General features: G+C 68.0%; 20 protein-coding genes. 10 read left to right on the top strand and 10 right to left on the bottom strand.

Features of this window, described 5'->3' with window-relative positions:
• Positions 1 to 211 precede the first annotated feature (211 nt).
• Complete coding sequence (locus ACQPYM_RS08610) at positions 212 to 724, top strand: cupredoxin domain-containing protein (RefSeq protein WP_433017544.1); 513 nt, start codon at positions 212 to 214, stop codon at positions 722 to 724.
• A 10-nt stretch (positions 725 to 734) separates the two neighbouring features.
• On the top strand, positions 735 to 2,063 hold the full coding sequence (locus ACQPYM_RS08605) for a hypothetical protein (protein ID WP_433017541.1): 1,329 nt from the start codon (positions 735 to 737) through the stop codon (positions 2,061 to 2,063).
• Here ACQPYM_RS08605 and ACQPYM_RS08600 read toward each other — a convergent pair.
• The 5 genes from ACQPYM_RS08600 to ACQPYM_RS08580 all read right to left on the bottom strand — a co-directional run bounded on the left by ACQPYM_RS08600 (position 2,024) and on the right by ACQPYM_RS08580 (position 6,804).
• Complete coding sequence (locus ACQPYM_RS08600) at positions 2,024 to 3,238, bottom strand: glycosyltransferase 87 family protein (protein ID WP_433023207.1); 1,215 nt, start codon at positions 3,236 to 3,238, stop codon at positions 2,024 to 2,026. The genes ACQPYM_RS08605 and ACQPYM_RS08600 overlap by 40 nt on opposite strands.
• A 2-nt stretch (positions 3,239 to 3,240) precedes the next feature.
• On the bottom strand, positions 3,241 to 3,897 hold the full coding sequence (locus tag ACQPYM_RS08595; protein WP_433017538.1) for an HAD family hydrolase: 657 nt from the start codon (positions 3,895 to 3,897) through the stop codon (positions 3,241 to 3,243).
• Positions 3,898 to 3,990: 93 nt separating this feature from the next.
• Entirely contained in the window at positions 3,991 to 4,779 is a 789-nt protein-coding gene (locus ACQPYM_RS08590) for a DUF4097 family beta strand repeat-containing protein (RefSeq protein ID WP_433017535.1), read from the bottom strand.
• 97 nt (positions 4,780 to 4,876) lie between these two features.
• A complete protein-coding gene (locus tag ACQPYM_RS08585; RefSeq protein ID WP_433017533.1) occupies positions 4,877 to 6,148 on the bottom strand; it encodes an AAA family ATPase in 1,272 nt (423 codons plus the stop codon).
• Complete coding sequence (locus tag ACQPYM_RS08580) at positions 6,148 to 6,804, bottom strand: SAF domain-containing protein (protein ID WP_433017530.1); 657 nt, start codon at positions 6,802 to 6,804, stop codon at positions 6,148 to 6,150. The genes ACQPYM_RS08585 and ACQPYM_RS08580 overlap by 1 nt, the downstream gene beginning before the upstream one ends.
• Positions 6,805 to 7,002: 198 nt before the next feature.
• Here ACQPYM_RS08580 and ACQPYM_RS08575 point away from each other — a divergent pair, with 198 nt between their 5' ends.
• Complete coding sequence (locus ACQPYM_RS08575; RefSeq protein ID WP_433017527.1) at positions 7,003 to 7,251, top strand: helix-turn-helix domain-containing protein; 249 nt, start codon at positions 7,003 to 7,005, stop codon at positions 7,249 to 7,251.
• Between the two features lie 175 nt (positions 7,252 to 7,426).
• Here ACQPYM_RS08575 and ACQPYM_RS08570 read toward each other — a convergent pair whose 3' ends face one another.
• Positions 7,427 to 7,972: a hypothetical protein gene (locus ACQPYM_RS08570; RefSeq protein ID WP_433017524.1), complete on the bottom strand. Its 546-nt coding sequence runs from the start codon at positions 7,970 to 7,972 to the stop codon at positions 7,427 to 7,429.
• A 167-nt stretch (positions 7,973 to 8,139) separates the two neighbouring features.
• Here ACQPYM_RS08570 and ACQPYM_RS08565 point away from each other — a divergent pair, with 167 nt between their 5' ends.
• From ACQPYM_RS08565 to ACQPYM_RS08555, 3 genes are all read left to right on the top strand, one after another.
• Positions 8,140 to 9,765 (top strand): hypothetical protein, encoded by a 1,626-nt coding sequence (locus ACQPYM_RS08565; RefSeq protein WP_433017521.1) that lies wholly within the window; start codon positions 8,140 to 8,142, stop codon positions 9,763 to 9,765.
• 1 nt (position 9,766) lies between these two features.
• On the top strand, positions 9,767 to 10,288 hold the full coding sequence (locus tag ACQPYM_RS08560) for an Rv3235 family protein (RefSeq protein WP_433017518.1): 522 nt from the start codon (positions 9,767 to 9,769) through the stop codon (positions 10,286 to 10,288).
• 579 nt (positions 10,289 to 10,867) lie between these two features.
• Positions 10,868 to 11,569, top strand: a complete 702-nt coding sequence (locus ACQPYM_RS08555) for a VanW family protein (RefSeq protein WP_433017515.1) — start codon at positions 10,868 to 10,870, stop codon at positions 11,567 to 11,569.
• Between the two features lie 256 nt (positions 11,570 to 11,825).
• Here the strand turns inward: ACQPYM_RS08555 and ACQPYM_RS08550 are convergent, their stop codons facing one another.
• A complete protein-coding gene (locus ACQPYM_RS08550) occupies positions 11,826 to 12,512 on the bottom strand; it encodes a winged helix-turn-helix transcriptional regulator (RefSeq protein WP_433017512.1) in 687 nt (228 codons plus the stop codon).
• A 132-nt stretch (positions 12,513 to 12,644) separates the two neighbouring features.
• On the opposite strand from ACQPYM_RS08550, the gene ACQPYM_RS08545 reads away from it, so the two are divergent.
• Entirely contained in the window at positions 12,645 to 13,052 is a 408-nt protein-coding gene (locus ACQPYM_RS08545) for a hypothetical protein (RefSeq protein ID WP_433017509.1), read from the top strand.
• Positions 13,053 to 13,067: 15 nt separating this feature from the next.
• Here the strand turns inward: ACQPYM_RS08545 and ACQPYM_RS08540 are convergent, their stop codons facing one another.
• Positions 13,068 to 13,940 carry a helix-turn-helix transcriptional regulator gene (locus tag ACQPYM_RS08540; RefSeq protein WP_433017506.1) on the bottom strand — a complete coding sequence of 291 codons (873 nt, stop codon included), beginning with the start codon at positions 13,938 to 13,940 and terminating at the stop codon, positions 13,068 to 13,070.
• A gap of 195 nt (positions 13,941 to 14,135) precedes the next feature.
• Here ACQPYM_RS08540 and ACQPYM_RS08535 point away from each other — a divergent pair, with 195 nt between their 5' ends.
• From ACQPYM_RS08535 to ACQPYM_RS08525, 3 genes are read left to right on the top strand one after another with little or no spacing between them, the layout of a single operon-like run.
• Positions 14,136 to 15,389: a multidrug effflux MFS transporter gene (locus tag ACQPYM_RS08535; RefSeq protein ID WP_433017503.1), complete on the top strand. Its 1,254-nt coding sequence runs from the start codon at positions 14,136 to 14,138 to the stop codon at positions 15,387 to 15,389.
• 38 nt (positions 15,390 to 15,427) lie between these two features.
• Positions 15,428 to 16,117 (top strand): helix-turn-helix domain-containing protein, encoded by a 690-nt coding sequence (locus ACQPYM_RS08530; RefSeq protein ID WP_433017500.1) that lies wholly within the window; start codon positions 15,428 to 15,430, stop codon positions 16,115 to 16,117.
• Positions 16,118 to 16,127: 10 nt separating this feature from the next.
• Entirely contained in the window at positions 16,128 to 17,240 is a 1,113-nt protein-coding gene (locus tag ACQPYM_RS08525; protein ID WP_433017497.1) for an aminoglycoside phosphotransferase, read from the top strand.
• On the opposite strand, the gene ACQPYM_RS08520 is transcribed toward ACQPYM_RS08525, so the two are convergent.
• Positions 17,230 to 19,335: a hypothetical protein gene (locus ACQPYM_RS08520; RefSeq protein ID WP_433017494.1), complete on the bottom strand. Its 2,106-nt coding sequence runs from the start codon at positions 19,333 to 19,335 to the stop codon at positions 17,230 to 17,232. The two genes, ACQPYM_RS08525 and ACQPYM_RS08520, sit on opposite strands and share 11 nt — an antisense overlap.
• A complete protein-coding gene (locus ACQPYM_RS08515) occupies positions 19,332 to 20,390 on the bottom strand; it encodes a glycoside hydrolase family 130 protein (protein WP_433017492.1) in 1,059 nt (352 codons plus the stop codon). The genes ACQPYM_RS08520 and ACQPYM_RS08515 overlap by 4 nt, the downstream gene beginning before the upstream one ends.
• Positions 20,391 to 20,397: the final 7 nt, after the last annotated feature.

Below are 20,397 nucleotides of genomic sequence, written 5' to 3'. Positions count from 1 at the left end.
CCTGTCCTGATGATGGTTCGTGTTCAGTCACCCTAACCGGGTCCGCCGACAGTCGGCTGCGACACTGGCTGGGAAGGACGAACATGGCTGTCAGCGATCGTGACACGACTGATGGTGCATAGCGGGAACACTGGCGCCCGCACGTTCGTCAGGCAAGAGGGCGCGTCCGGCGCCCGTGTTGGTGAATCAACCCTGAAAGGCCTCTCGTCTCATGCGTTCGACGTTCTCCCGCGGTACCGCGCTCGCGCTCCTGCCCGCTCTCGGCATGCTGGTCCTGGCCGGCTGCGGCGACGACTCCGGCAGCGGCGCGACCCCGAGCACCTCACCGTCGACCGCCCCCTCCTCCGAGCCCACGCCGACTGCCGCGCCGACGCAGACCCCGAGCGGCACGCCCAGTACGCCGGGCAGCACGCCGAACACCAAGTCGCCGTCGAACACCGCCGACCCGTCCGGTGAGCAGGCCGACGTGACCGTCAACGTCACTGTTGCCAACGGCAAGGTCAACCCGAGCGGCGCCAGCATCAAGGTGCAGGCCGGCCAGACCGTGCTGATCACCGGGGTCAGCGACGCCGAGGACCAGCTGCACGTGCACGGGTACGACAAGGAGGTCGACCTGAAGCCGGGCAAGCCCGCCTCGGTGAAGTTCACCGCGAACATGAAGGGCACCTTCGAGGTCGAGACGCACGAGAGCGGCAAGCTGGTCGCCAAGCTCGTCGTCTCCTGACCCGCCGACGATGTTGCCTCTTCTGCTGCCCCTGCACGGGATCGGCGGCCGGCAGGACCTGCCGATCCCGTTCGGGCTCGCCGTCGGCGGCGCCGGGGTGGCGATCGCGCTGTCCTTCGTCGTCCTCGGGCTGGCCTGGCGCAATCCGAAGTACCGGGGTGACGCGTCCGGCAAGCCGTTGCCTGACGCAATCACCCGGACGGTCGACTCGAGCGGTTTCCGGTGGTTCGTCCGGCTCTTCGGGCTGGCCACCTTCCTGTACGCCGGGGTGGCCCTGCTGTTCGGCGTCGACCGGCTGACGAACCCGATCTTCGGCTTCCTCTACATCCTGGTCTGGGTCGGGCTGGTGCCGATCTCGCTGGTCCTGGGCCCGGTCTGGCGAACGCTGAACCCGCTCCGGACCGTGCATCTCCTGCTCAGCAAGGCGCTCCGGCAGCCGCCCTCCCAGGGGTTGTTCACCCTGCCGAAGTGGCTCGGTCTGTGGCCGGCCGCGCTCGGCATCTTCGCCTTCACCTGGCTGGAACTGGTCGCGCCCGACCGCGCCACCCTGCCGGTCCTCCAAGCGTGGCTCGCGCTGTACGTCGTGATCACCCTGTTCGGGGCGGTCCTGTTCGGCGACCGCTGGTTCTCGACAGCGGACCCGTTCGAGGTCTACGCGACGCTGATCGCGCGGATGTCGCCCTGGGGCCGGCGTGACGACGGCAAACTGGTGCTCCGTCGCCCTCTGGAGAACCTGGACGGGCTGAAGGCGCAACCAGGGCTGGTCGGCATGGTCGCGGCGCTGCTCGGCAGTACGGCGTACGACGGCTTCTCGAACTCGACCGCCTGGATCGGCTGGGCGCAGAACAGCGACTACTCGATGACGACGCTGGGCACGCTGGCTCTGCTGGCGTTCATCCTCTTCGTGCTGGTGACGTACGTCGGCGCCACCCTGCTGGCCGGGCGCCTGTCCGACAGCTCCCGTACCGCGCTCCCGGGGTTGTTCGCGCATTCCGTCGTACCGATCGTCTTCGGGTACGTCGTGGCGCACTACCTGACGCTGCTGATCCTGGAAGGCCAGCGGACCCTCATCTACTTGAGCGACCCGCTGTCCAACGGCGCCAACGTCTTCGGCACCGGACTGCTCGGCCTCAACACGTCGATCACCGAACACAGCACCGCGATCGCCGTGATCCAGGTCCTCGCGGTCGTCTGCGGCCACCTGATGGGCGTCATCTCCGCCCACGACCGAGCAGTCGCCCTCTTCCCCCGCCACAAGGCCCTGATCGGCCAGCTCCCCCTACTGGTCGTCATGGTCGGCTACACAGTCGCCGGCTTGCTCCTGCTCTTCTCGGAGTAGCTGGTATAGGTGAGGGTCAGGAAGGCGAGCATGCCCAGGATGAGGTGGGAGTTGCCCGGGATGGACTGCCAGACGGTCCAGCTGAGTTCGCGGTCGTCGCGGAACGGGACCCACCAGATCGAGCGGAGTACGAACAGGCCGTACCAGAGGATGCCGGTGATGACGGCTGCACGGTTCCCCCACTGGCGGTTGACCGCGCGGATCAGGCTGATGCCGAGTGGGATGATCCAGACCCAGTGGTGACTCCAGCTCACCGGTGACGCGTACAGGACGGCGAGCGCCATCACCGAGATCGCGGTGACGCGCTCGTCGGCCAGCCAGTACCTGCGGGCCAGCCAGAGCACCAGCAGGCCGAAGATTGCCGACAGCAAGAACCAGACCGGCTCGACCCAGGACGCCTCGTCGCCGAGCCGGCTGAGGAAGCCCATGAACGACTGGTTCGCCGTGTAGGCCAGGCCGCCGACCCGGTTGGCGTTGCGGATGACAACAGTCCAGTACTCCCAGGACTGGTTCGGTACGACAGCGAATCCGATTGCCATCGTCGCGACCAGGCCGAGCAACGCGTTGCGGAACGCCCTCCACTGCTTGGTGATCAGCAGGAAGGCAAGGAACGGCAGCGGTGTCAGCTTCACCCCGATCGTCACACCGACCCAGAATCCGCGCCAGCGCGCATTGGCCGGCCGCACCAGATCCAGCAAGATCATTGCGGTCAGCAACAAGTTGATCTGGCCGAACTGGATCGTCTGCCAGACCGGCTCGAGCAGCAACGAACCAGCAGTCAACGCAGCCAGTACTGCGATCCGCCGGTCCCGCCAGCGATCCGGGACCAGGGTCCACGCCTCGGCGGGCAACGCGGCGCGCCAGATCAGCGCGATGCAGAGCACCGAGATCGTTGTCCAGAGCACCAATGCGACGCCCCACGGCACGGCGGCCAGCGGGACCATCGCGATCGCCGCGAACGGCGGGTAGGTGAACGGCAGACCCGAGCCCGGCAGCTGTGCGTCGTACAGGGAAGCGCGGTCGAGCAGGACCGAGCCGCCCATCCGGTAGACGCGGAGGTCGATCATGCCGTCGAAGAGCCCGTAGGCCCAGGCGCCGAGCGCGACGAAAACGGCGCACCCGAGGATCGCGAAGGCCAGCCGGCGACGGTCGGTACTGGGTGGGGTGGACGTCATGGTCACGTGAGATCGATCCCGAAGAGTGCTTCCAGTTCGCGCCGGGTCTCGTCGTACGACGTGTGCACGATGCCGGTGATGCCGAGTTCGCGGGCGGCGATCACGTTGACCTCCATGTCGTCGACGAACACGCACTCGGACGGGCGGAGGGCGAGCCGAAGTGCGGCGAGCCGGTAGATCTCGGGCTCGGGTTTGCGCAGCTGGACCTCGCCGGAGATGACGATGTCGTCGAACATGCCGTCCCAGGTCTCCCGCGGGTAGCTGTTGCCCCACGAGTTCGACAGCAGCGCGGTCTTGATGCCGTGGCCGCGGGCGCGGCGGATCAACGCGGACATCTGCGGCTGGTGCTCGAAGTGCGCGAACATCCGCTCGATCAGGCCTTCCGCCTGGACCGGGCCGCCGTCTTTGCGGACCAGCATCGAGGCGAGCTTGCGCTCGAAGTCGGGGACCGCGATCTGGCCGCGCTCGAGCGCGTGGATCGGGTTCACCTCGGCCTCGACCGGGCTGGCGGCCAGCCAGTCGACCATCGCCCGGTAGTACGCCTCGAAGTCGAGGCCGTCCAGTTCGGCCCAGCGGCCCAGCGCGTCCTCCAGGCCGGAGGTGAGCACACCACCCCAGTCCACCAGCAGGCCACGGAGTACAGGCGTGTCGTCAGGCATGCCCGCAAGCCTACTCAGAACATGATCACCGTCCCCGGCCGCCCGCTCACCCGGCGTACCGGCAGTTCGGCGTACCGGCATCCGCCTGGGTGCTCAGCGGTCGTACTCGACGGTGGTGTCGCCCGAGGAGCTCTCCAGCGTGATGATCCGGGTCGCGGCCGGGTCGACCTTGACCTTCGCGACCTCGTCGCCGGACTTGGTATCGGCGTCGACCCGGTAGGTCTCGGCGCCGGTCGGCAGCAGCACGGTCACGTCACCGGAGCTGCTCTTGGCGTCGACCTTCAGCGGGGCCGTCCGGAACTCCAGGTCGACGTTGCCCGAGCTGGTTTTGCCGGTGACGGAGCTGGAGCTCAGGCCGGCCGCCTCGAGGTTGCCGGACGAGGTGTCCATCGACAGGTCACCGGAGACCGCGTTCGCCTCGATCTTGCCGGAACTCGACTTGAGCGTGGTCGTGCCGCCTAGCTCGGTCACCTTGAGATCGCCGCTGCTGGTCTTGATCGTCACGGCCAGGTCCTTGGGCACGGTCACCACGTAGTCGGTGTCGCAGCCGAAGGACAGGAAGCCGCAGCCGGTGTCCTTGATGTGCAGCCGGCCGTTGTCGTAGTCGTCCTTCGGGTCCGAGCCCAGCGCGTTGCGCTCGACCCGCCGGTTCACCGTGATCTCCTTGACGTCCTTGGCCTCCACCGCGACATCGACCGAACTGGTCTCGATCGTCAGCGCCGACCCGACGACCGGGTAGACGTCGTAGCTGGTCTTGGTGCTCTCGGTCAGGCTCGTCAGCGCCCAGTACACGCCACCCAGGATCAGGGCGACCGAGATCGCGATGCCGTAGCGGCGCTCAGGACTCATCGTGCCGGCCGGGCGGCCCTCGACGTCGGACATCGCTCTCCCAGGGTGGTGCCTGGGCGCCACTGTTTGACGCCCTGACCCAACCCTGGCACATCCCGGAGGCGTTGTCGGTCGGGTCAAACCCCGAAAATCAACTGAGGAGATCCCTGAGAACCCCGGCCGCCAACTGCTGCATTCCCTTACGGAGCTTGCTCGACTTCGCGGCTTCCACCAGGCTCCTGCCGTGCGAGAGCGCCGCGTCGCAGGCCGCCTGATCAAAGGGGAGAAGAGCGGCAGGCTGTACTCCGGCGTACCGGGTCAGCGCCTCTGCCACTGCGTCTGCAGGTGAGCTCCCCAGCGACCCTGAGCGGACCCTGTTGACCACTACCCGGGTCGTCGCGGACGGTACTGCGGCCCTGAGCTCGTGCAGGGATCTGATCAGCCGGGTGAGGCCGACAGGGTCAGCTGTCCCGACTACGACCACCTCGTCGGCTTCTTCGAGGGTCGCCAGGGTTGCGCCGTTCCGGCGGGGCGCGAGTGTGTCGAAGGAGATCTCCTCGTCGCTCTCGATGCAGAAGCCCGCGTCGATCACTGTGCAGGGTGCGAGCATCCGGGCGGTGGACCAGACGGCCTCGATCGCAGTAGGACGCAGCTCGGTCCAGCGGTCGGCGCGGCTGAGGCCTGTGAGCACCAGTTGGTTCGGCCCGACCTGCCGGGCGTGTCGGGCCAATGCCGCGACATCCAGTGAGCCACCGCTGGCAGACCGGGCCGCGGCGGCCAGCCCCGAGGTCTCGTCGAGCATGCCGAGCAGCTGAGCCACAGTGCCGCCGTACACGTCAGCGTCGGCCAGCAGCGTGGGCATGTTGCGAGCAGCAAGCTCCGCTGCCAGTCCCACAGCGACCGTACTGCGGCCTGGCGCGCCGGTGGGTCCCCAGACGGCGATGATGCGGCCGGTGCCCTGGCCGTAGGGCTCGCCGTACCCCTCTTGGTTGGCCGCCTCGCTGGTGAACGGCACGAATCCGCCCGCGAAGTGGGAGACAGTTGCCGGTGGCCCCGATTCGACCGCGTCGATGATGGCGCGGCCGAGGTCGTCGGCGCTGACGTCCGCGGGGAGGATCCGCTCGATCCCCATCCGGCTCAGACGGTCCTCGGCGCCGGAGGGCTCGCCGTTGTCCGAGGGGTCGACCAGGGCGACTACTGCGATCCGTCTGGCGTGCAGAGCGGCTACTGCGTCGGAGGTGAGCCGGGGCAGGTCTTCTGCGAGTAGGACGGCTCGGGCTTGCCCACTGGCCGCCGCGGCCATCACGTCGGCGATGTCGACGCAGCGACGGACCACCCGGATGCCGGTGGCCCTTTCGGCCCGGCGTACGACGTCTGCCTCCCACGGCGCGCCCGTCACCGCCAGCAGAACGGGTACCGACATCAGCGGCCCCGCCGGACGAGCACGGTCTCGCCGGTACTGATCAGGGGAAGGGCCGCACCGAGTCTGTTGGCGTCCTTGGTCCCCAGGGCGATCAGTACCTGCCGCCGCGAGGAGCTGGCCGCCACACCCTTCACGGTGTCGATCTGTACTACGCGGACCTCGGTCCAGAGCCGCTGAGCCGGCTGATCCTTGGGGATCACCCAGACGTCGACATGATCGCCCACTGCGGTGTCCGACGGGAGACGGCCGGTGGTGATCGACAGTGGCAGCTCGGTGCGCTCGCTGATGGACCTGGTGGTGGCGGCCTCGCGCGGTACGAACTCCCCCTTGCCGATGGGGCGGGTGAGGATCAGGCCGGTGAGGTCGGCGTCAGCGGCGACGTACTGCTTCGCTGCGTCGTCGCTGGTGAAGCGGACGTTCACGGTGGTCAGGTCCTCGCCGGTGAGCGTCGAGCCGATCGGCAGGTCGCGCTTTACGGCCCAGATCGCGGTGGTGTCGTCGGCGGCGGCCAGCAGCTTGGCGCCGGCCAGCGCGGTGACCGCGACCAGCAGCACGCCGAGCAGCAGCCTGCCGTCCTTCCAGCGTGCCCTTCGGGTCCGCAGAGTCGGCGTGGACGGCGCCGCGAACCCACCGCGCGAGACAGGACTGTCGGCCACTCGGAACTCTCCCAGCTTCGGTTACCACGTGATTGCACTCGATCGCACTTGGCGACCGACATTCTGCCGTGTCCGCGGTTCTGCCGTCGCCCGTCATCCACAGGTGCGGCCCGGTTGGGGACAAACTGGTTCAATCCGAAGCCAACCGTGGCAAACTGAAGCATCACCTGCCCGTCGGCCCGAAGGGAAACAGCACGCATGCCGGCTCCGCGCTTCCTCCAGCTGTCCGACGTCGCCGAGGTCCTCAACATCTCGGCCAACCAGGTGTACGCCCTGGTCCGCCGCGGCGACATCCCCGCCGTGAAAATCGGCGGCCGCGGCCAGTGGCGAGTCGAGTCGTCGGAGCTGGAGAAGTACATCGAACGCCTCTACACCGAAACCAAGGAATTCATCAACACCCACCCCTTCGGCGAAGAAGCCGAAACCACCGAAGACGCCCAGCTCTAACCCCACCCCGCACCACCGCGCGCCACACTGGCCGGCTCCGCCCGGCACGACGGCTCCTCGAGGCTCAGCCCGTACCCCCCGACTCGCCCGGCCCAGCGACTCCGCCCGGCGGCTCGACTCGACAGTTCCGCCCGGCTCGGCGGCTCCGCTCGGCGGCTCCGCTCGGCGCCTCGGCTCAGCGGCGGCGGACGGCGTCCAGGGCTTGGGTAGGGACTAGGCGCGAGTTGTAGACCTCGGTGCGGCGGCGGGGTGCGTCCAACGGGTGTTCGGCTAGTTCGAGGAAGTCGGCGCCGACTCGGTCGATCGTGCCGGTGACCGGATGACCGCCGCAGAACAACGTCACCGGTGAGCGATCCCGGGCGATTCCACGCAGCAGGTGCGCCAGGCCGAGTTTGGCCGCGACAGCTCCCTCCGCCGACTCCGCCCACGGACCGAGCCCGTGGATCGCGGTGAGCGCGGCATCCGGGATCAGCCACTCCTCGAAGCGCTCCGCCTCCAGCAACAAGCAGTCCTTGCCGACGCGGCTGAGCGTCCCCTGGACCGGATCGGCTCGCCTCAGCTCCACCCGGATCACCGTCCCGACCGCGCCGCGCAGCCGATCCAGCACGGTGATCTTGCCGACCTCGGCGCGGATCCGGTCCGCGACCTCGCCGAACAGGTCGCCGTCCTGCAGAGCCTCGAACTGCGACTCCAGATCCTCGAACAGGGCTTCCAGACGCATACCGCGAACCTACCGCTCCGAGCGGTCAGCGCCACTCTGCGTCGACCACTTCGACACTGCGTGACACGGTTGCGTCGTTTTCGACTTGCCAAAGCCGGTCTAGGCAGGTCTATATTGATCAAGCCAAGGCAAACTCACGCAAACTCATAGATCGGAGGTCAAAGCGGATGAACGCGACGATCCGTGGACTGAAGGGATTCCTGGCGCTGTGCGCGCTGGCATGCCTCGGCCTGCTACTGCGCTGGGTCACCGACGGGTCCATCGCCGCGGCCACCCCTCACGACCTCACCGCGATGGCCTCCCTAGCGATCGGCGCGGTGGCATGGGTCGCCTACTGCTGGCTAGTCCTCGCGGTCCTAGCCACCGTGCTCGAGCAAATCCCCGGCGCCATCGGCCAAGCCGCCTCACTCGTAGCCGCCCGCATCACGTCCCACGGTTCCCGAGCCCTACTCCGCTCAGCCCTCGGCGTAGCAGCCGTAACCCCCCTCACCATCGGCCTAGCCCACGCCACCCCCGGCCAACCTCCCCACCACCCCCACACCAGCACCACCAACCCCCAAACCACCCACCAACACCCCTCATCCCCCACCCGCCCCTGGACCACCACCCAGCCCCGCTCAACCATCGGCCTCACCCAGACCCCACTCCCAACCACCCGACACTCACCCCTCACCGAGCCCCGCCCCACCGCCAACCTCGCCCGCACCGCGTCAACCGCCACCCACGCAACTCCCGTCGAGCCCGGCTCCACCGTCGACCCCACAAGCACCGCAACAACCGCCGACCACTCGGCCTTGGTCGAGCCCCGCTCCACCGTTGACCTCGCGAGCGCACCAACCACCACCCACCCGGCTCCCGTCGAGGCCCGCTCGACCGCTGACCTCACCAGCACCGCACCGACGTCCTACCGCTCGACCCCGGTCGAGCCCCGCTCCACGGTTGACCTCGCGAGCGCGCCGCCGGCTCGCCATTCGGCTTCCGGCGATTCCCGTACTGCGGGTGCTCGCGCCGGCGGCTCGCAGCTTTCGATCTCCGCAAAGCCCGGACCGGCCTCCGCAGGATCCGGCGCGGCTGGCCGCCGGACCGACGGAACGCAGGCAGGCGCCCGGCCGTGGAGTGCGGTTGAGCCTCGGTCCACCGTCGACCTCGGTGGGGATTCGTCCAGTGACTGGCGAGCCACCGAGGCCCCGTCCTCTGTCCAACTGACCGAGCAGACCGGTCGCGCACCGTCGACCGCGTCGCGCACCACGCAGACCCGTCAACCACAGGCCAGCGACCAGGCCAAGACCGCGAACCCGACCCAGCGCCCTCACCAGGAAACGCGAACCGGCGCACCCACCGCGAAACAGTCCTCTGCCAGGGACTCCGCCGTACCAGAGCGGTCATCTGCCAAGGACTCCGCCGTACCGGAGCGGTCGGCGGGCAAGCGTGACGCGGTACGTGAACAGGTAGGTCGTGGGCGCGGTGCGGGGTTGGAGGGAGGGCCGGTTGAGCGGGTTGTTGTTCCGGATCGGCCTACCGCGGGGGCTCCTACTCGGTACACGCATCTGCAGTCGGGGCAGGTCGCGCGACCCGGTTCGCGTGCGGTCAAGCCGGGTGACTCGCTCTGGACGATTGCTGCCGCCGAGCTCGGGCCTGCCGCCTCCGACGACGCCATCGCCGCCCGTTGGCCCCAGTGGTACGCCGCCAACCGCCAACTGATCGGCCCCGACCCCAACGTGATCCATCCCGGCCAGGTGCTCAACCCACCGCCGCCCAACCACCCCGTGCCACCAACCAACCAGGAGAAGTGACATGCGCAACCGCAAACTCGCCACCGTCAGCACCCTGCCCGCCGCGGAGCCCACCTCCACCCGGAGCCGCGTCTACGCCGCAACCCCAATGACACAAGGCGCTTTGGCCCTGCACTATCAGGAGGCGCCGGAGCTCCACCCACTACCAGCACCACCCGTACTACGCCTGGTGCCAACCGGCCCGACCCTTCCAGACGCCCAGGCGTGGGCAACCCGTCTCGTACAAGCAGTCGCCGAGGTGCTCGCCGGCGACCGCCCGATCGGCCAGCTGATCCGCTTCACCGACACCCGCGTCTTCACCGACCTCAACCGCCGCGTACGCGTGCTGGGCCTCACAACGACAGCCACCGCGCGCAGTACGAAAGAACGCAGCGCCGTCCGCTCGGTCCACGTCTCCACGCCCGCGACCGAGGTTGCCGAGGTCTGCGCCCACGTCCGGTACGGCGACCGCTCCCGCGCGATGGCCCTTCGCCTGGAGGTGCACCGCAACCGCTGGATCTGCACAGCCCTCGAACTCGGCTGAGCCCTTGGGCGCCAGAACCTGGTGCACCCCGATCGTGTTTCCGCTGTCACCAACCTGTCGTACGACCGGCCATAACGTTGCAAATCGGTCAGCGGACCGATCCAGCCCGTCCAGGGGGAACGAATGCCAAACAGCGCCACCACCCACATCCCGCCCACCAACGAGCAACCTCGCCGCAGCGATTCCTCTGAAGATCGCGCAACACCCGGCGATCGACAACCGATCGACCCCGCAGGGCTGATCGCATCCGCGGACCAGCCACCTCACACCGATGTCTCTGCGGATGAGGCGGCATCTGGTTGCCGCGAATCGACGGGTAGCCCGGGGTCGGTGGAATCTGTTGATTTGTTGGGGATGGGCACGGCGGCTGATCGTCGCAGGTCTGCGGATGGCTATGAGTTGTCGGCGGCTGAGTTGGCGCGGTTGTTGCCGCGGGGTGGTGAGCGGCGGTGGTCTGAGCGGGTGCCGGCGCTTTATCCGCTGGCGGTGCGGTATCACCGGGTGCGGCGACGGATTGAGTGGATGCGGTCCGGGACTGCGTACGCGCGGACGAGGCAAAGCAGGAACCTACCGACCAGGGTGAAGCGGCACAAGTCGCTCCTACTCCGTCAGCTCGGTGAGAGCGAGATGTGGATGCAGCACAACAAGGTGACCAACCTGAAACTTGCCTGCGCGCAGGTCGACGGCGTGCTGATCAGGCCGGGCGAGACGTTCTCGTTCAACAAGCTGGTCGGCAACGCGACGCGTCGCAAGGGGTACGTGAAGGGCATGCGACTGTCCAACGGACAGGCGAGGCCGGGGATCGGCGGCGGCATCTGCCAGCTTGCAAATCTGTTGCACTGGATGGTTCTGCACTCCCCGCTCACCGTGACGCAGCGCTCGACGCACAGCTTCGACCCGTTCCCGGACAACGGCCGCGTGCTGCCGTGGGGAGTCGGTTGCAGCATCGTCTACAACTACGTGGATCTGCAGTTCCGCAACGACACCGACCAGACGTTCCAGCTCCGCGTGGGAGTCGGCGAACGGTACCTGGAAGGCGAGATCCTGGCCGAGCGGCCGACCAGTACGTCGTACCGGGTCTTCGCCCGCGGTGAACGCTTCCTGCGAGCCGGCACCCAACACTTCCGCCGCAACGAAATCTGGCGCACCACCATCGACCGCGGCACCGGCTCACCCGTCGGCGACGAGCTGATCCGGGAGAACGTTGCCCTGGTCAAGTACATCCCCACCGACGTGTACATCGTCGACATCGACCTCAGCCAGCACCCACCAACCACCTGAGCGAGACCGGAGCGGACGAACTCGAGCGGAGGTGTATTCGACCTGCCGCAGACTCGTGGAGGAGGATCCTGCGGATCGCCGCGCGGGCGACCACGAAGCTCAACAACCGCCGTTCGAACAACGCGCCGATCATCCGTCGCGGAGCAAATTATCCGGTGCATCGAGCTGGACGTGTCGACCGGTTCGTCGCGGCGGCGACCAGATTTGTCTTTGCTGCAAGGGGTTCGGGTGAGGCGGTCGGCTTGTTGAGAGGGCTTTAGAGGTCGGGGTTTGGCTGGTTGCCGGGGGCCTGGGGTGGTAGGGGGAAGAGTTGGAGGGCGTGTTCTACGGAGGTGCGGTCGCCGTCGATGGTTAGGGCGGGGGCGGCCTTGGCAAGGGTGAGGGTGCCGGTCAGTAGGGCGGAGAAGGTGTCGGGGTCGGTTTGGAGTACGGCGTCGGCGTCTTGGGTTTCGTCGGGTTGGGCTCTGCGGACTGTCAGTTCGCCGTCCGCGATGCTCCAGTGGAACCAGTTGCCGTTCAGGGACAAGGCGATTCTCGTGCTGAACCCACGGGCGGCCACCGGGTCGAACAAGGCCCGCAGTGACAGGATCACCGAGTCGACGCCGATCGGGGCGTCGGTGTCCGCATTGGGCGAGCGACTGCTCCAGCGGGCGAGCGACAGCACCACCGGCTCCAGCTCTGCGCCCCACTCGGTGAGCTCGTAGACCCACGAAGCGGCGGGGGCAGGCAACCTACGGCGTTGCACGATTCCCGAGGAGGCGAGCTCGCGGAGGCGCTGGCTGACCATGTCGGGACTGGCCGCCGGCAGCGCGGCGCGGAGATCGGTGAACCTTTTCGGCCCGAGTAACAACTCCCGGACAACCAGCAGGGCCCACCGTTCGCCGATCAGGTCGAGCCCGTGAGCGACCGGGCATCCGTCGTTATCGTATTTGCGCTTACCCACCACGCATCCACAGTACCGAGGCCAGTCCGGACATCCAACTTCATGATTGGATTTTCCAACCATCTAGTTGTAGTGTCCAACCTATGCCAGGAGCGGAAGAAAGTCCTGGCACTGACTGAGGGAGAGTGCAGAATGCCGATCTTGATGATCGATGTACCGGTCGGGGCGCGGGCCGAGGCCAAGCAGCAGTTGATGCGGCAGGTCAGTGAGGCGGTCGAGGAGGCGTACCAGTTCCGCGACGTCCGAGTCTGGCTGCGGGAGTACCTTCCGGAGAACGTGGCGCAGGATGGCGTGAGCGGACCGGCAGCGGTGCGGCCGGTGTGCTCCCTGGAGGCGCCGGAACTCACCAGCCTGGAAGCGCGGCGCACCATGGCGGCCAAGATCCAGACAGCTATCGCAGAGGCGTATGCGGAGCTGGCTGATACCGGCGAGACGCTGGTCATGATGAACCACTACCCGCTGGAAATGGCGGGCTTCGCGGGACGGCTCCAGTCCGACGACCCAGACATCGTCGACGCCCTCAAACAACTCAACAGCTAACGCGATCGGAGCAGGTCAGCGGTGAGTGTGGGCGTTAGTGGGGGTGGTCCAGGAGGCTAGGAGGTCGAGGGCTTGGGCTGTGGGGGAACCTGGTTCGGCGGCGTAGAAGGTGAGGGTTAGGCCGGGGTCGGAGATCATGTCGACGCTTTCGTAGGCGAGTTCTAGGTCGCCGACGTCGCGGTGGTGGAAGTGCTTGGTGCCTGCGCCGTGGGCGCGGACGTTGTGGGCGCTCCAGCGGCGGCGGAAGTCTTCACTGCGGGTCGATACCTCGCCGACCAGGTCGTGCAGTTCCTTGTCGTGGGGGTCGCGGCCGGCCTCTGTGCGGAGGATGGCTACACAGGTGTCGGCGGCGACCTCCCAGTCGGAGTAGAAGGCGCGGGCGGCGTCCAGTTCGAGGAACGTGAAGCGGACGAAGTTCGGGTGCGAGCCAGCGACGTCGTACAGGGAGGCGTGCATGGCGCGGCCGAGTTGGTTGCAGGCGAGGAGGTCCATCCGTCCGTTGCGGACAATCGCCGGGCCGGTGAACTTGTCGAGCACCCACTGCAGACTCGGTCGCGGCGTCCAGCGTTTGCTGGGGCGGCGTCGCGGCCGCATGCCGGCGCTGGTGCCGTCGGCCGCGTGGGCGAGGTGGAAGAGGTGGCCGCGTTCGGCGTCGTCGAGTTGCAGGGCCCGGGCGAGCGCGTCGAGTACGGAGGCGGAGACACCGCCGAGCGCGCCGCGTTCGAGTTTGGAGTAGTACTCGACGCTCACTCCGGCGAGCGCGGCGACTTCGCCCCGGCGCAGTCCAGGGACCCGGCGGGACCCGACGTCAGGCAGCCCGGCCTGTTGAGGGGTGATCTTGGCTCGCCGCGAGATCAGGAACTCGCGGACCTCGGCTCGATTGTCCACAGCACTGACGCTACGACGTGTTCCGCCCGTTTGAGGTGCTCTATCAGTACACGTTTCCCAAGAGACTCCCCCAGTACGCCGGATCCGGGTTTGCTGGAAACCACAGACGACCCCGTCCCGGCTAGCCGAGGAGGCTCAATGCAACGGCAAGTTCCGTTGCCACCGTCAACTACCCGGCCGGCGCCAGGCCCGGCGATGACACGGTCGGCGGCGTCACGGAGGGCACCGGGCCTGGCGGCGGCGCGGCGTCAGGCGCGGCTGACGGCTGGGCTGGTCGCGAGCGTGGTGTTCCTGACCGCGATCGCGCCGTTGGCCACCGACATGTACGTCCCGTCGTTCCCCCAGGTCGCCGGTGAGCTGTCCACCACCGCGACGCAGGTCCAACTCACCCTGACCACCTTCTTCGTCGGTATGGCGCTCGGCCAACTCGTCGGCGGACCGGTGTCGGACCAACGCGGCCGACGGGTCCCGCTGCTCGCGGCGGTGCTCGTCATGACCACCGCCTCGATCGTGTGCGCGCTCGCACCCACCATCGGCGTGATGACGGTGGCCCGGTTCGTGCAGGGCTTCGCCGGTGGATGGGCGATGGTGATCGGGCGGGCGATCATCGTCGACCTGGCCACCGGGGCTCAGCTGGTCCGGGTTCTGAACGTGATCGCCGGGGTCGGCGGCATCGCGCCCATCGTCGGCCCGCTGGTCGGCGGGCTCATCCTGCAACTGTCGCACTGGCGGGTCTCGTTCTGGCTCGTTGCCGCCCTGGGCGTCGCGATGGTCGTGGCCGTCCTGCTGGCAGTGCCAGAATCGCTCCCACCCGAACGCCGCCACGCCGGCGGCCTGCGAAGCTTCCTCGTCGCCGGGCGCATCGTCCTCGGCAATCGCGAGTACGTCGGTTATCTCGTGGTTGCCGGCGCCGCGATGAGTGCTTTGTTCGCCTACGTCGCCACCTCCGCGTTCGTCCTGCAAACCATGAACGGGTTGTCACCCATCGCGTACTCGATCGACTTCGCCGCGAACGCGGGTGGCATGACGATCGCCGCACTGATCGCGGCCCGGCTCGCGGGACGCGTCTCCACCCGCAAGCTCATCCTGATCGGTCAGGTCGCGGCGTTGACCGCCGGGATCGCGATGCTGGCCGGCGCTCTGTGGTTCGGTACGCCGCTGGTCGTGGCGCTGGTCTGCTTCTTCGTCATCATGACCGCCCAGGGACTCATCATTCCGAACGGCGGCGCGCTAGCGTCGGCCGCAGTACCGGAGCATCCCGGTACTGGGTCAGCCGTCCAGGGTTTCGTCCAGTGGGTCGCCGCCGGCACGGTTGCTCCCATTGCCGGGCTTGGTGGCGACCACACCGCAGTACCGATGGCTGCTCTCATGATTGCCGGGGCTGGCGCGTCGATGGTCGGTCTGCTCGTGCTGGCGAAGCCTGCCGATCGGGAGCCGGCCCAGGCGTAGCGCTCAGAATTGTCGGTGCTGGGTTGCAAACTGGGTGTGTGGAGTTCACGGCGAGGTACCAGGAGCGGGCGGCCGCGTTGCCCGGTGCTGTGTTGTGGACTCGTACTGCGAGCGGCGAGCCCTATCGGGTGCTCCCCGACGGTTGCATGGACCTGTTGTGGGTCGAAGGCGAGCTGGTGGTGGCGGGGCCGGACCGGCGGGGGTGGATCGGGTCGGCTGAGGCGGGCGTTCGGTATGCGGGGCTGAGGTTTGCGCCTGGGACCGCGCCGGGGTTTCTCGGGGTGCCCGCTCGCGAGGTGGTGGACCTGCGGCTGCCGTTGGCCGACATCTGGTCGCCGAGACGGAGCCGACGGCTGGCGGACCGGATCGGGACTGCTGCTGTACCGGCGTTGGCGTTGGAGGAGGTCGCTGGTCAGTTGTTCGACGCGGCGCCTGATCGGCTGGTGGGTCAGGTACTGCGTGGCGTTCGGCGCGGGGTCGCAGTACCGGCGCTGGCTCGCGGGGTTGGGTTGAGTGAGCGGCAGTTGTACCGGCGGTGCCTGGACGCGTTCGGGTACGGGCCGAAGATGCTCGATCGGGTACTGCGGTTGAATCTCGCGCTGGACCGGGCGAGAGCGGGACTCTCGTTCGCGGAGGTCGCGGCACGGACCGGCTATGCCGACCAGGCGCATTTCACCCGCGACGTGAAGGCGCTGACCGGGGTGCCACCCAAGATCCTGCTGGCCTGACAATCGGAGCATGAGCGCTCCACGCGGTCGGACCACAGCAACCACCCTCCGGCACAACCCCCTCAACGCAGTCACCGCCGCCGTCGAACGCATCACCGACGAATCCGGCCACACATACATCCGTAAAGAACTCCACGCTCCCCCGCAAACACCGGACGAGGTGGGCCGGCCTGGCGCGGTCGGCAAGGCGGCAGTGCCGGAGGCGGTCGGCGAGACGCGGGCGCCTGCTGCTGGGCAGGGGGCGTGGGCGGCTTCGACGGATGTGCGGCATTGGAACTACTGGGGGCGGGAGGTCGAGGTTTACCGGGATCGGGAGTGGCGGGAGCGACTGGCGGGGACCGGGTTGGTGTTGCCGGAGGGGGAGGTTGAGGAGTTCGACGGTGGGGCGGTGCTTTACCTCGAGGACGTGGTTGGGAAGTCGGGGACCGAGTTTTCGTTGGCGGATCATGCGGCGTTGGCTCGGGGTTGTGGTCGGTGGCAGGCTCGGCCGGCGTTGGTGCGGGCGTGGACTTCGGAGGGGTTTCTGCGGGACTACTCGACCACTCGCGTCGTGCCTTGGGAGTTGCTCGGCGACGATGACGCCTGGAGGCAACCACTGGTTGCTGAGAACTGGCCGGCGGGGTTGCGGGACGGTTGGCAGCACCTGGTTGCGCATCGGGACGAGTTGTTGCGGATCGTCGAGCAGGCGCCGCGGGCGGGGTGCCATCTCGATCTGTGGGTCTGCAACCTGATTCGGCGTACCGATGGCGAGATCGCCTTGCTGGACTGGGCTTTTGCTGGTGACGGTGCTGTGGGTGAAGATCTGGGCAACCACATTCCGGATGCTGTGTTCGATCTGTTCTGGCCGGCGGAGCGCCTTCCGGAGCTCGCCGAGACGTGTATCGGCAACTATCTCGACGGGCTCCGGGAAGGTGGCTGGCGGGGCGATCCGGACGTCGTACGGCGGGCGGTGATGGCGTCGACGGTCAAGTACGCGTGGTTGCTGCCTGGTCTGCTCGGGCGTGCCTCGGAACCGTCGCACCAGGCGTATCACCAGGAGGCGGACAGTCAGCATCTGTTTCAGCAGCGTGGGTTGGCGTTGAGCTTCGTGGCTGACTGGTGCGCGGAGGCGCTCAGAGGATGACGGTGAAACCTCCTGGGGCGACGGGGGCGGTGAAGGTCTTGGCTGTGGTGGTGAAGCGAGACTTGAGGGCTCCGGTGCTGTCGTAGGTCGAGACGACGCTGCGGCGGGGTGCGGCGAGGGTGACCGGGTGCCGGCGCGGGTGGGTGTCGACGCTCGCCAGCAGGATGGCGGTCGCGGTGGGGGTGGTCAGACGGAGCTCGGAGATCAAGGGCAGAAGCAGAACAGCATCTACCCGCCGCTCCTGCGGCTGCGCCGCAGGAGCGGCGGGGGTGGTGGGGGCGGACGCGCTGGTGTCGAGGGCGGAGCTGGTGGTGAGGGCGGGCGTGGTGGGGGCCGGCGTTGCAACGGCGGTGAGGTGGGTGGAGGTGGGTGGGAGTACGGCTGGGAGGGAGCGTGGGAGTAGGGCACCGGGGGCGGCGGAGGTGCCTTGGGGTCCGCCGGTGCCGTGGTTGAGGGTGCCTAGGGGGCGGGTGTCGGCTGACCACGTTGTTTTGCCGGCGGTGGGGTCGGGGACGACGTCGATGATGGGGAGGGCGAGGCGTGGCTGAGTAGCCGGCGGCAGGGGCCAGGTGGCCTTGCTGCCGGTGGGGAGAGTTACGTAGGAGTTGTTGCTCCATTGGGATTCGCCGGTCCAGGGGGACGGCGGGGTGACGATGCTGGCTCCGCCGGAGAGTAGGCCCGACTCAGCTTCCAGTAGGCGGAGGCCCGAGAGGGTCCGCTCACCCGAGCCGAGGAAGCGAGCCTGCGCGGCCAGCGTGGGGTGCGCGTCGAGGGCCAGCATGGAGAGCAGGCCGTGGATGGTGGACTCGGCGCCTGAGTTGCGGTTCACCACGCCGTCACCGGAGATGCCGTCATAGGTGCGCCCAGTCGCGGGGTCGTACATCGCCTGCCCGGCCCGGTTCGCGCCGAAGTACCAGGCGGCCACGAAGGCGGCGACCTGTCGCAGCCCAGGGCGTCGCGCCGCAGTCGCAACCCCCAGAAGCGCCTGCAGGCGAGCATCGACCCCGTACGCGATCTGCGTGCGGTCAATCGGCGCAGGCAACCACCCGTTGTCAGGCCCACCGGCAGTCATCAGCAACGGAGTGAAGCCGGCCGCGTCGCCCAGAGCCGACTCAAGCAGACGCGGCGCTCGCAGTACTGCGGAAGCCGCCGCCAGCGCGGATGGCATCTGCGCGCCCCATGCGTGCCACACCGAGATCGACTCACCCCAGGGCAACAGAGCCCGGAACGGCCAGGTCTGCGTATCGCCAGCAGCCATGGCGGCCAAACCCTCAGCAAACCGGGCAAGGGCAGTCCGGGCGCGAGCAGAACCACCAGCCTCCACGTAAGCGGCCAGCCCAAGCACTGCCTCAGACGTAGCGTCAGCACCAGCCGCGATCAGCCAGGCCGGGACTCGCCGACCATCTACCAGGTTCCATGAGCCGTACCGCACCAGCACCTGCCGCTCAAGCGCACTCACAGCCAACTCGAGCCGCTCACGCAGGAAGCGAGCAAACCCAACGTCGAGCGACCGGAAGACCGCATAGCCCTCCCCCAGCGCCCAGACCGTCCTGGCCAGCCAGTACGACGGGCCGGAGTCCGACGGGTCAGGCAGCTCCACCGGCTCAGCACTGGGATTGAGTGTGCCGTCCGGCTGCATCCAGAGCACCACGTTGCCGGCGTTGACCCCAGCGGTCGTCTGCAGGAACGTCAGCCCACGCAGCAGCCCGTACGCCGCCTGTCGGCTGTGCGCGTCGCCATGCATCGAGTAGTGCCGCAGGTAGACGACAGCAGCCCGGGCAATGTCATCAGCGTTGTAGGCGCCTTGCGCGTAGGTGTTGGTGGCCGAGTCATAAGGCCCACCGCCTATGCGGTCGTAGGAGCCGTCCGAGCGACGGTCGGCGTAGGTCCACAACACCCCGAGAGGCTCCGAGCCGTACGTCGAATGCCCAGCCGCAGAAGGCGGGGTGACCACAGCACCGAGATAGTCGAGATGCGCAAGATTGGTCAACTCCTCAGCAACAGAGCCACCAGACGCGGCTGCGGCGAGGGGGCCGCTGGAAGCGGCGGCGACGGCGACCGCACCGCCCAAAAGAGTTCGACGAGTGACGGTCATGACAGCCGGTCCAAGCGCGCTACGCCGATCTTGGCATCCGCCATCCCGTAGAAGACGTAGTGGACACCGTCGACTTCCTCGATGGCGGTGGGGAAGACCACGTTGCCGACCGTGCCGATGCGCTCGTCCTCGGTCTCCGGAACCAGGATCGGCTCCGCGGTCCGGGCGAGAATCCGAGTCACGTCGGCCGGATCCAGAATCATCGCGCCGGCGGCATAACTGACCTTCTGCGTCGTCGGATCGAAGCCCTGTGGTTGTTCACCGGTGACGCCGTGGTGGATGACGAGCCAGCCCTCGGGAACGCGGAGGGGCGCGGGTCCCGCACCGATCTTCAACTCCTCGAACGGGTACTCCGACATCGCCACCAGTCGGTGGTTTCGCAGGTGCACCAGGTTGGCCAGATCCCGCTCGACCTCCGACACCGGCACGAACGAAACCCAAATCCCCGGCCGGTCGTCCTTGATCCCGGCCGGCAGGTGCACGCCCTCCCCCTCCCGGAACCAGCCGAGATCCCACATCGGCCGATGCAGCATCGCGTACGCCGGTAAACCGTCCGGTCCGGGCACCGGCTCGGGGAAGAACACGGTGTCCTTGTTGGGGAACAGGTTCAGATCGGTATCCAGGTCAGCCTGGTACTCGAAGTGCAACGGCCCCAGCCGCGTCCACGACCGCAGATCGTCCGACACCGCGAGCGCCGGCTTCGGCCCCAGCGGGCCATAGGCAACATAAGTCATCACGTGCTTGCCAAGCGACGGGATCCACGTCACCCGCGGATCCTCGACCCCGGCGTTGTTCAGCCCACGCTCCCAGCCCTCATCAGGCGCCAGTACTACGCCCTCCCGGGAAACCCCGGTCGGTACGCCGTCCGTCAGCACCACCCGAGCCAGCCCGACCCGCGACACATTGCCCGGGGCAACCAATCGCGGCAACAGATAGAGCTGGCCGTCGGGCGTGTGCCCGGAGGCCGGGTTGAGCACCCCTTCAGATTCGAGCGAGTTGCCCGGCTCGGGAGTCATCACGACGCCAAGCCGCGTCAAAGTATAAGGAACAGTCACAAGGAGA

The organism is Kribbella sp. CA-294648, from assembly GCF_050943845.1.
Lineage (GTDB): Bacteria > Actinomycetota > Actinomycetes > Propionibacteriales > Kribbellaceae > Kribbella.
The sequence above is the reverse complement of the archived record's forward strand: the minus strand, read 5'-3'. Positions and strand labels throughout refer to the sequence as shown.

Bases quoted from the DNA above. Each gene is read 5' to 3' on its own strand.
- ACQPYM_RS08600 (WP_433023207.1), bottom strand. From the start codon at position 3,238: ATGACGTCCACCCCACCCAGTACCGACCGTCGCCGGCTGGCCTTCGCG.
- ACQPYM_RS08565 (WP_433017521.1), top strand. From the start codon at position 8,140: ATGAACGCGACGATCCGTGGACTGAAGGGATTCCTGGCGCTGTGCGCG.
- ACQPYM_RS08535 (WP_433017503.1), top strand. From the start codon at position 14,136: ATGACACGGTCGGCGGCGTCACGGAGGGCACCGGGCCTGGCGGCGGCG.
- ACQPYM_RS08585 (WP_433017533.1), bottom strand. From the start codon at position 6,148: ATGTCGGTACCCGTTCTGCTGGCGGTGACGGGCGCGCCGTGGGAGGCA.
- ACQPYM_RS08560 (WP_433017518.1), top strand. From the start codon at position 9,767: ATGCGCAACCGCAAACTCGCCACCGTCAGCACCCTGCCCGCCGCGGAG.
- ACQPYM_RS08570 (WP_433017524.1), bottom strand. From the start codon at position 7,972: ATGCGTCTGGAAGCCCTGTTCGAGGATCTGGAGTCGCAGTTCGAGGCT.
- ACQPYM_RS08525 (WP_433017497.1), top strand. From the start codon at position 16,128: ATGAGCGCTCCACGCGGTCGGACCACAGCAACCACCCTCCGGCACAAC.
- ACQPYM_RS08520 (WP_433017494.1), bottom strand. From the start codon at position 19,335: ATGACCGTCACTCGTCGAACTCTTTTGGGCGGTGCGGTCGCCGTCGCC.
- ACQPYM_RS08545 (WP_433017509.1), top strand. From the start codon at position 12,645: ATGCCGATCTTGATGATCGATGTACCGGTCGGGGCGCGGGCCGAGGCC.
- ACQPYM_RS08595 (WP_433017538.1), bottom strand. From the start codon at position 3,897: ATGCCTGACGACACGCCTGTACTCCGTGGCCTGCTGGTGGACTGGGGT.
- ACQPYM_RS08575 (WP_433017527.1), top strand. From the start codon at position 7,003: ATGCCGGCTCCGCGCTTCCTCCAGCTGTCCGACGTCGCCGAGGTCCTC.
- ACQPYM_RS08605 (WP_433017541.1), top strand. From the start codon at position 735: ATGTTGCCTCTTCTGCTGCCCCTGCACGGGATCGGCGGCCGGCAGGAC.
- ACQPYM_RS08610 (WP_433017544.1), top strand. From the start codon at position 212: ATGCGTTCGACGTTCTCCCGCGGTACCGCGCTCGCGCTCCTGCCCGCT.
- ACQPYM_RS08590 (WP_433017535.1), bottom strand. From the start codon at position 4,779: ATGTCCGACGTCGAGGGCCGCCCGGCCGGCACGATGAGTCCTGAGCGC.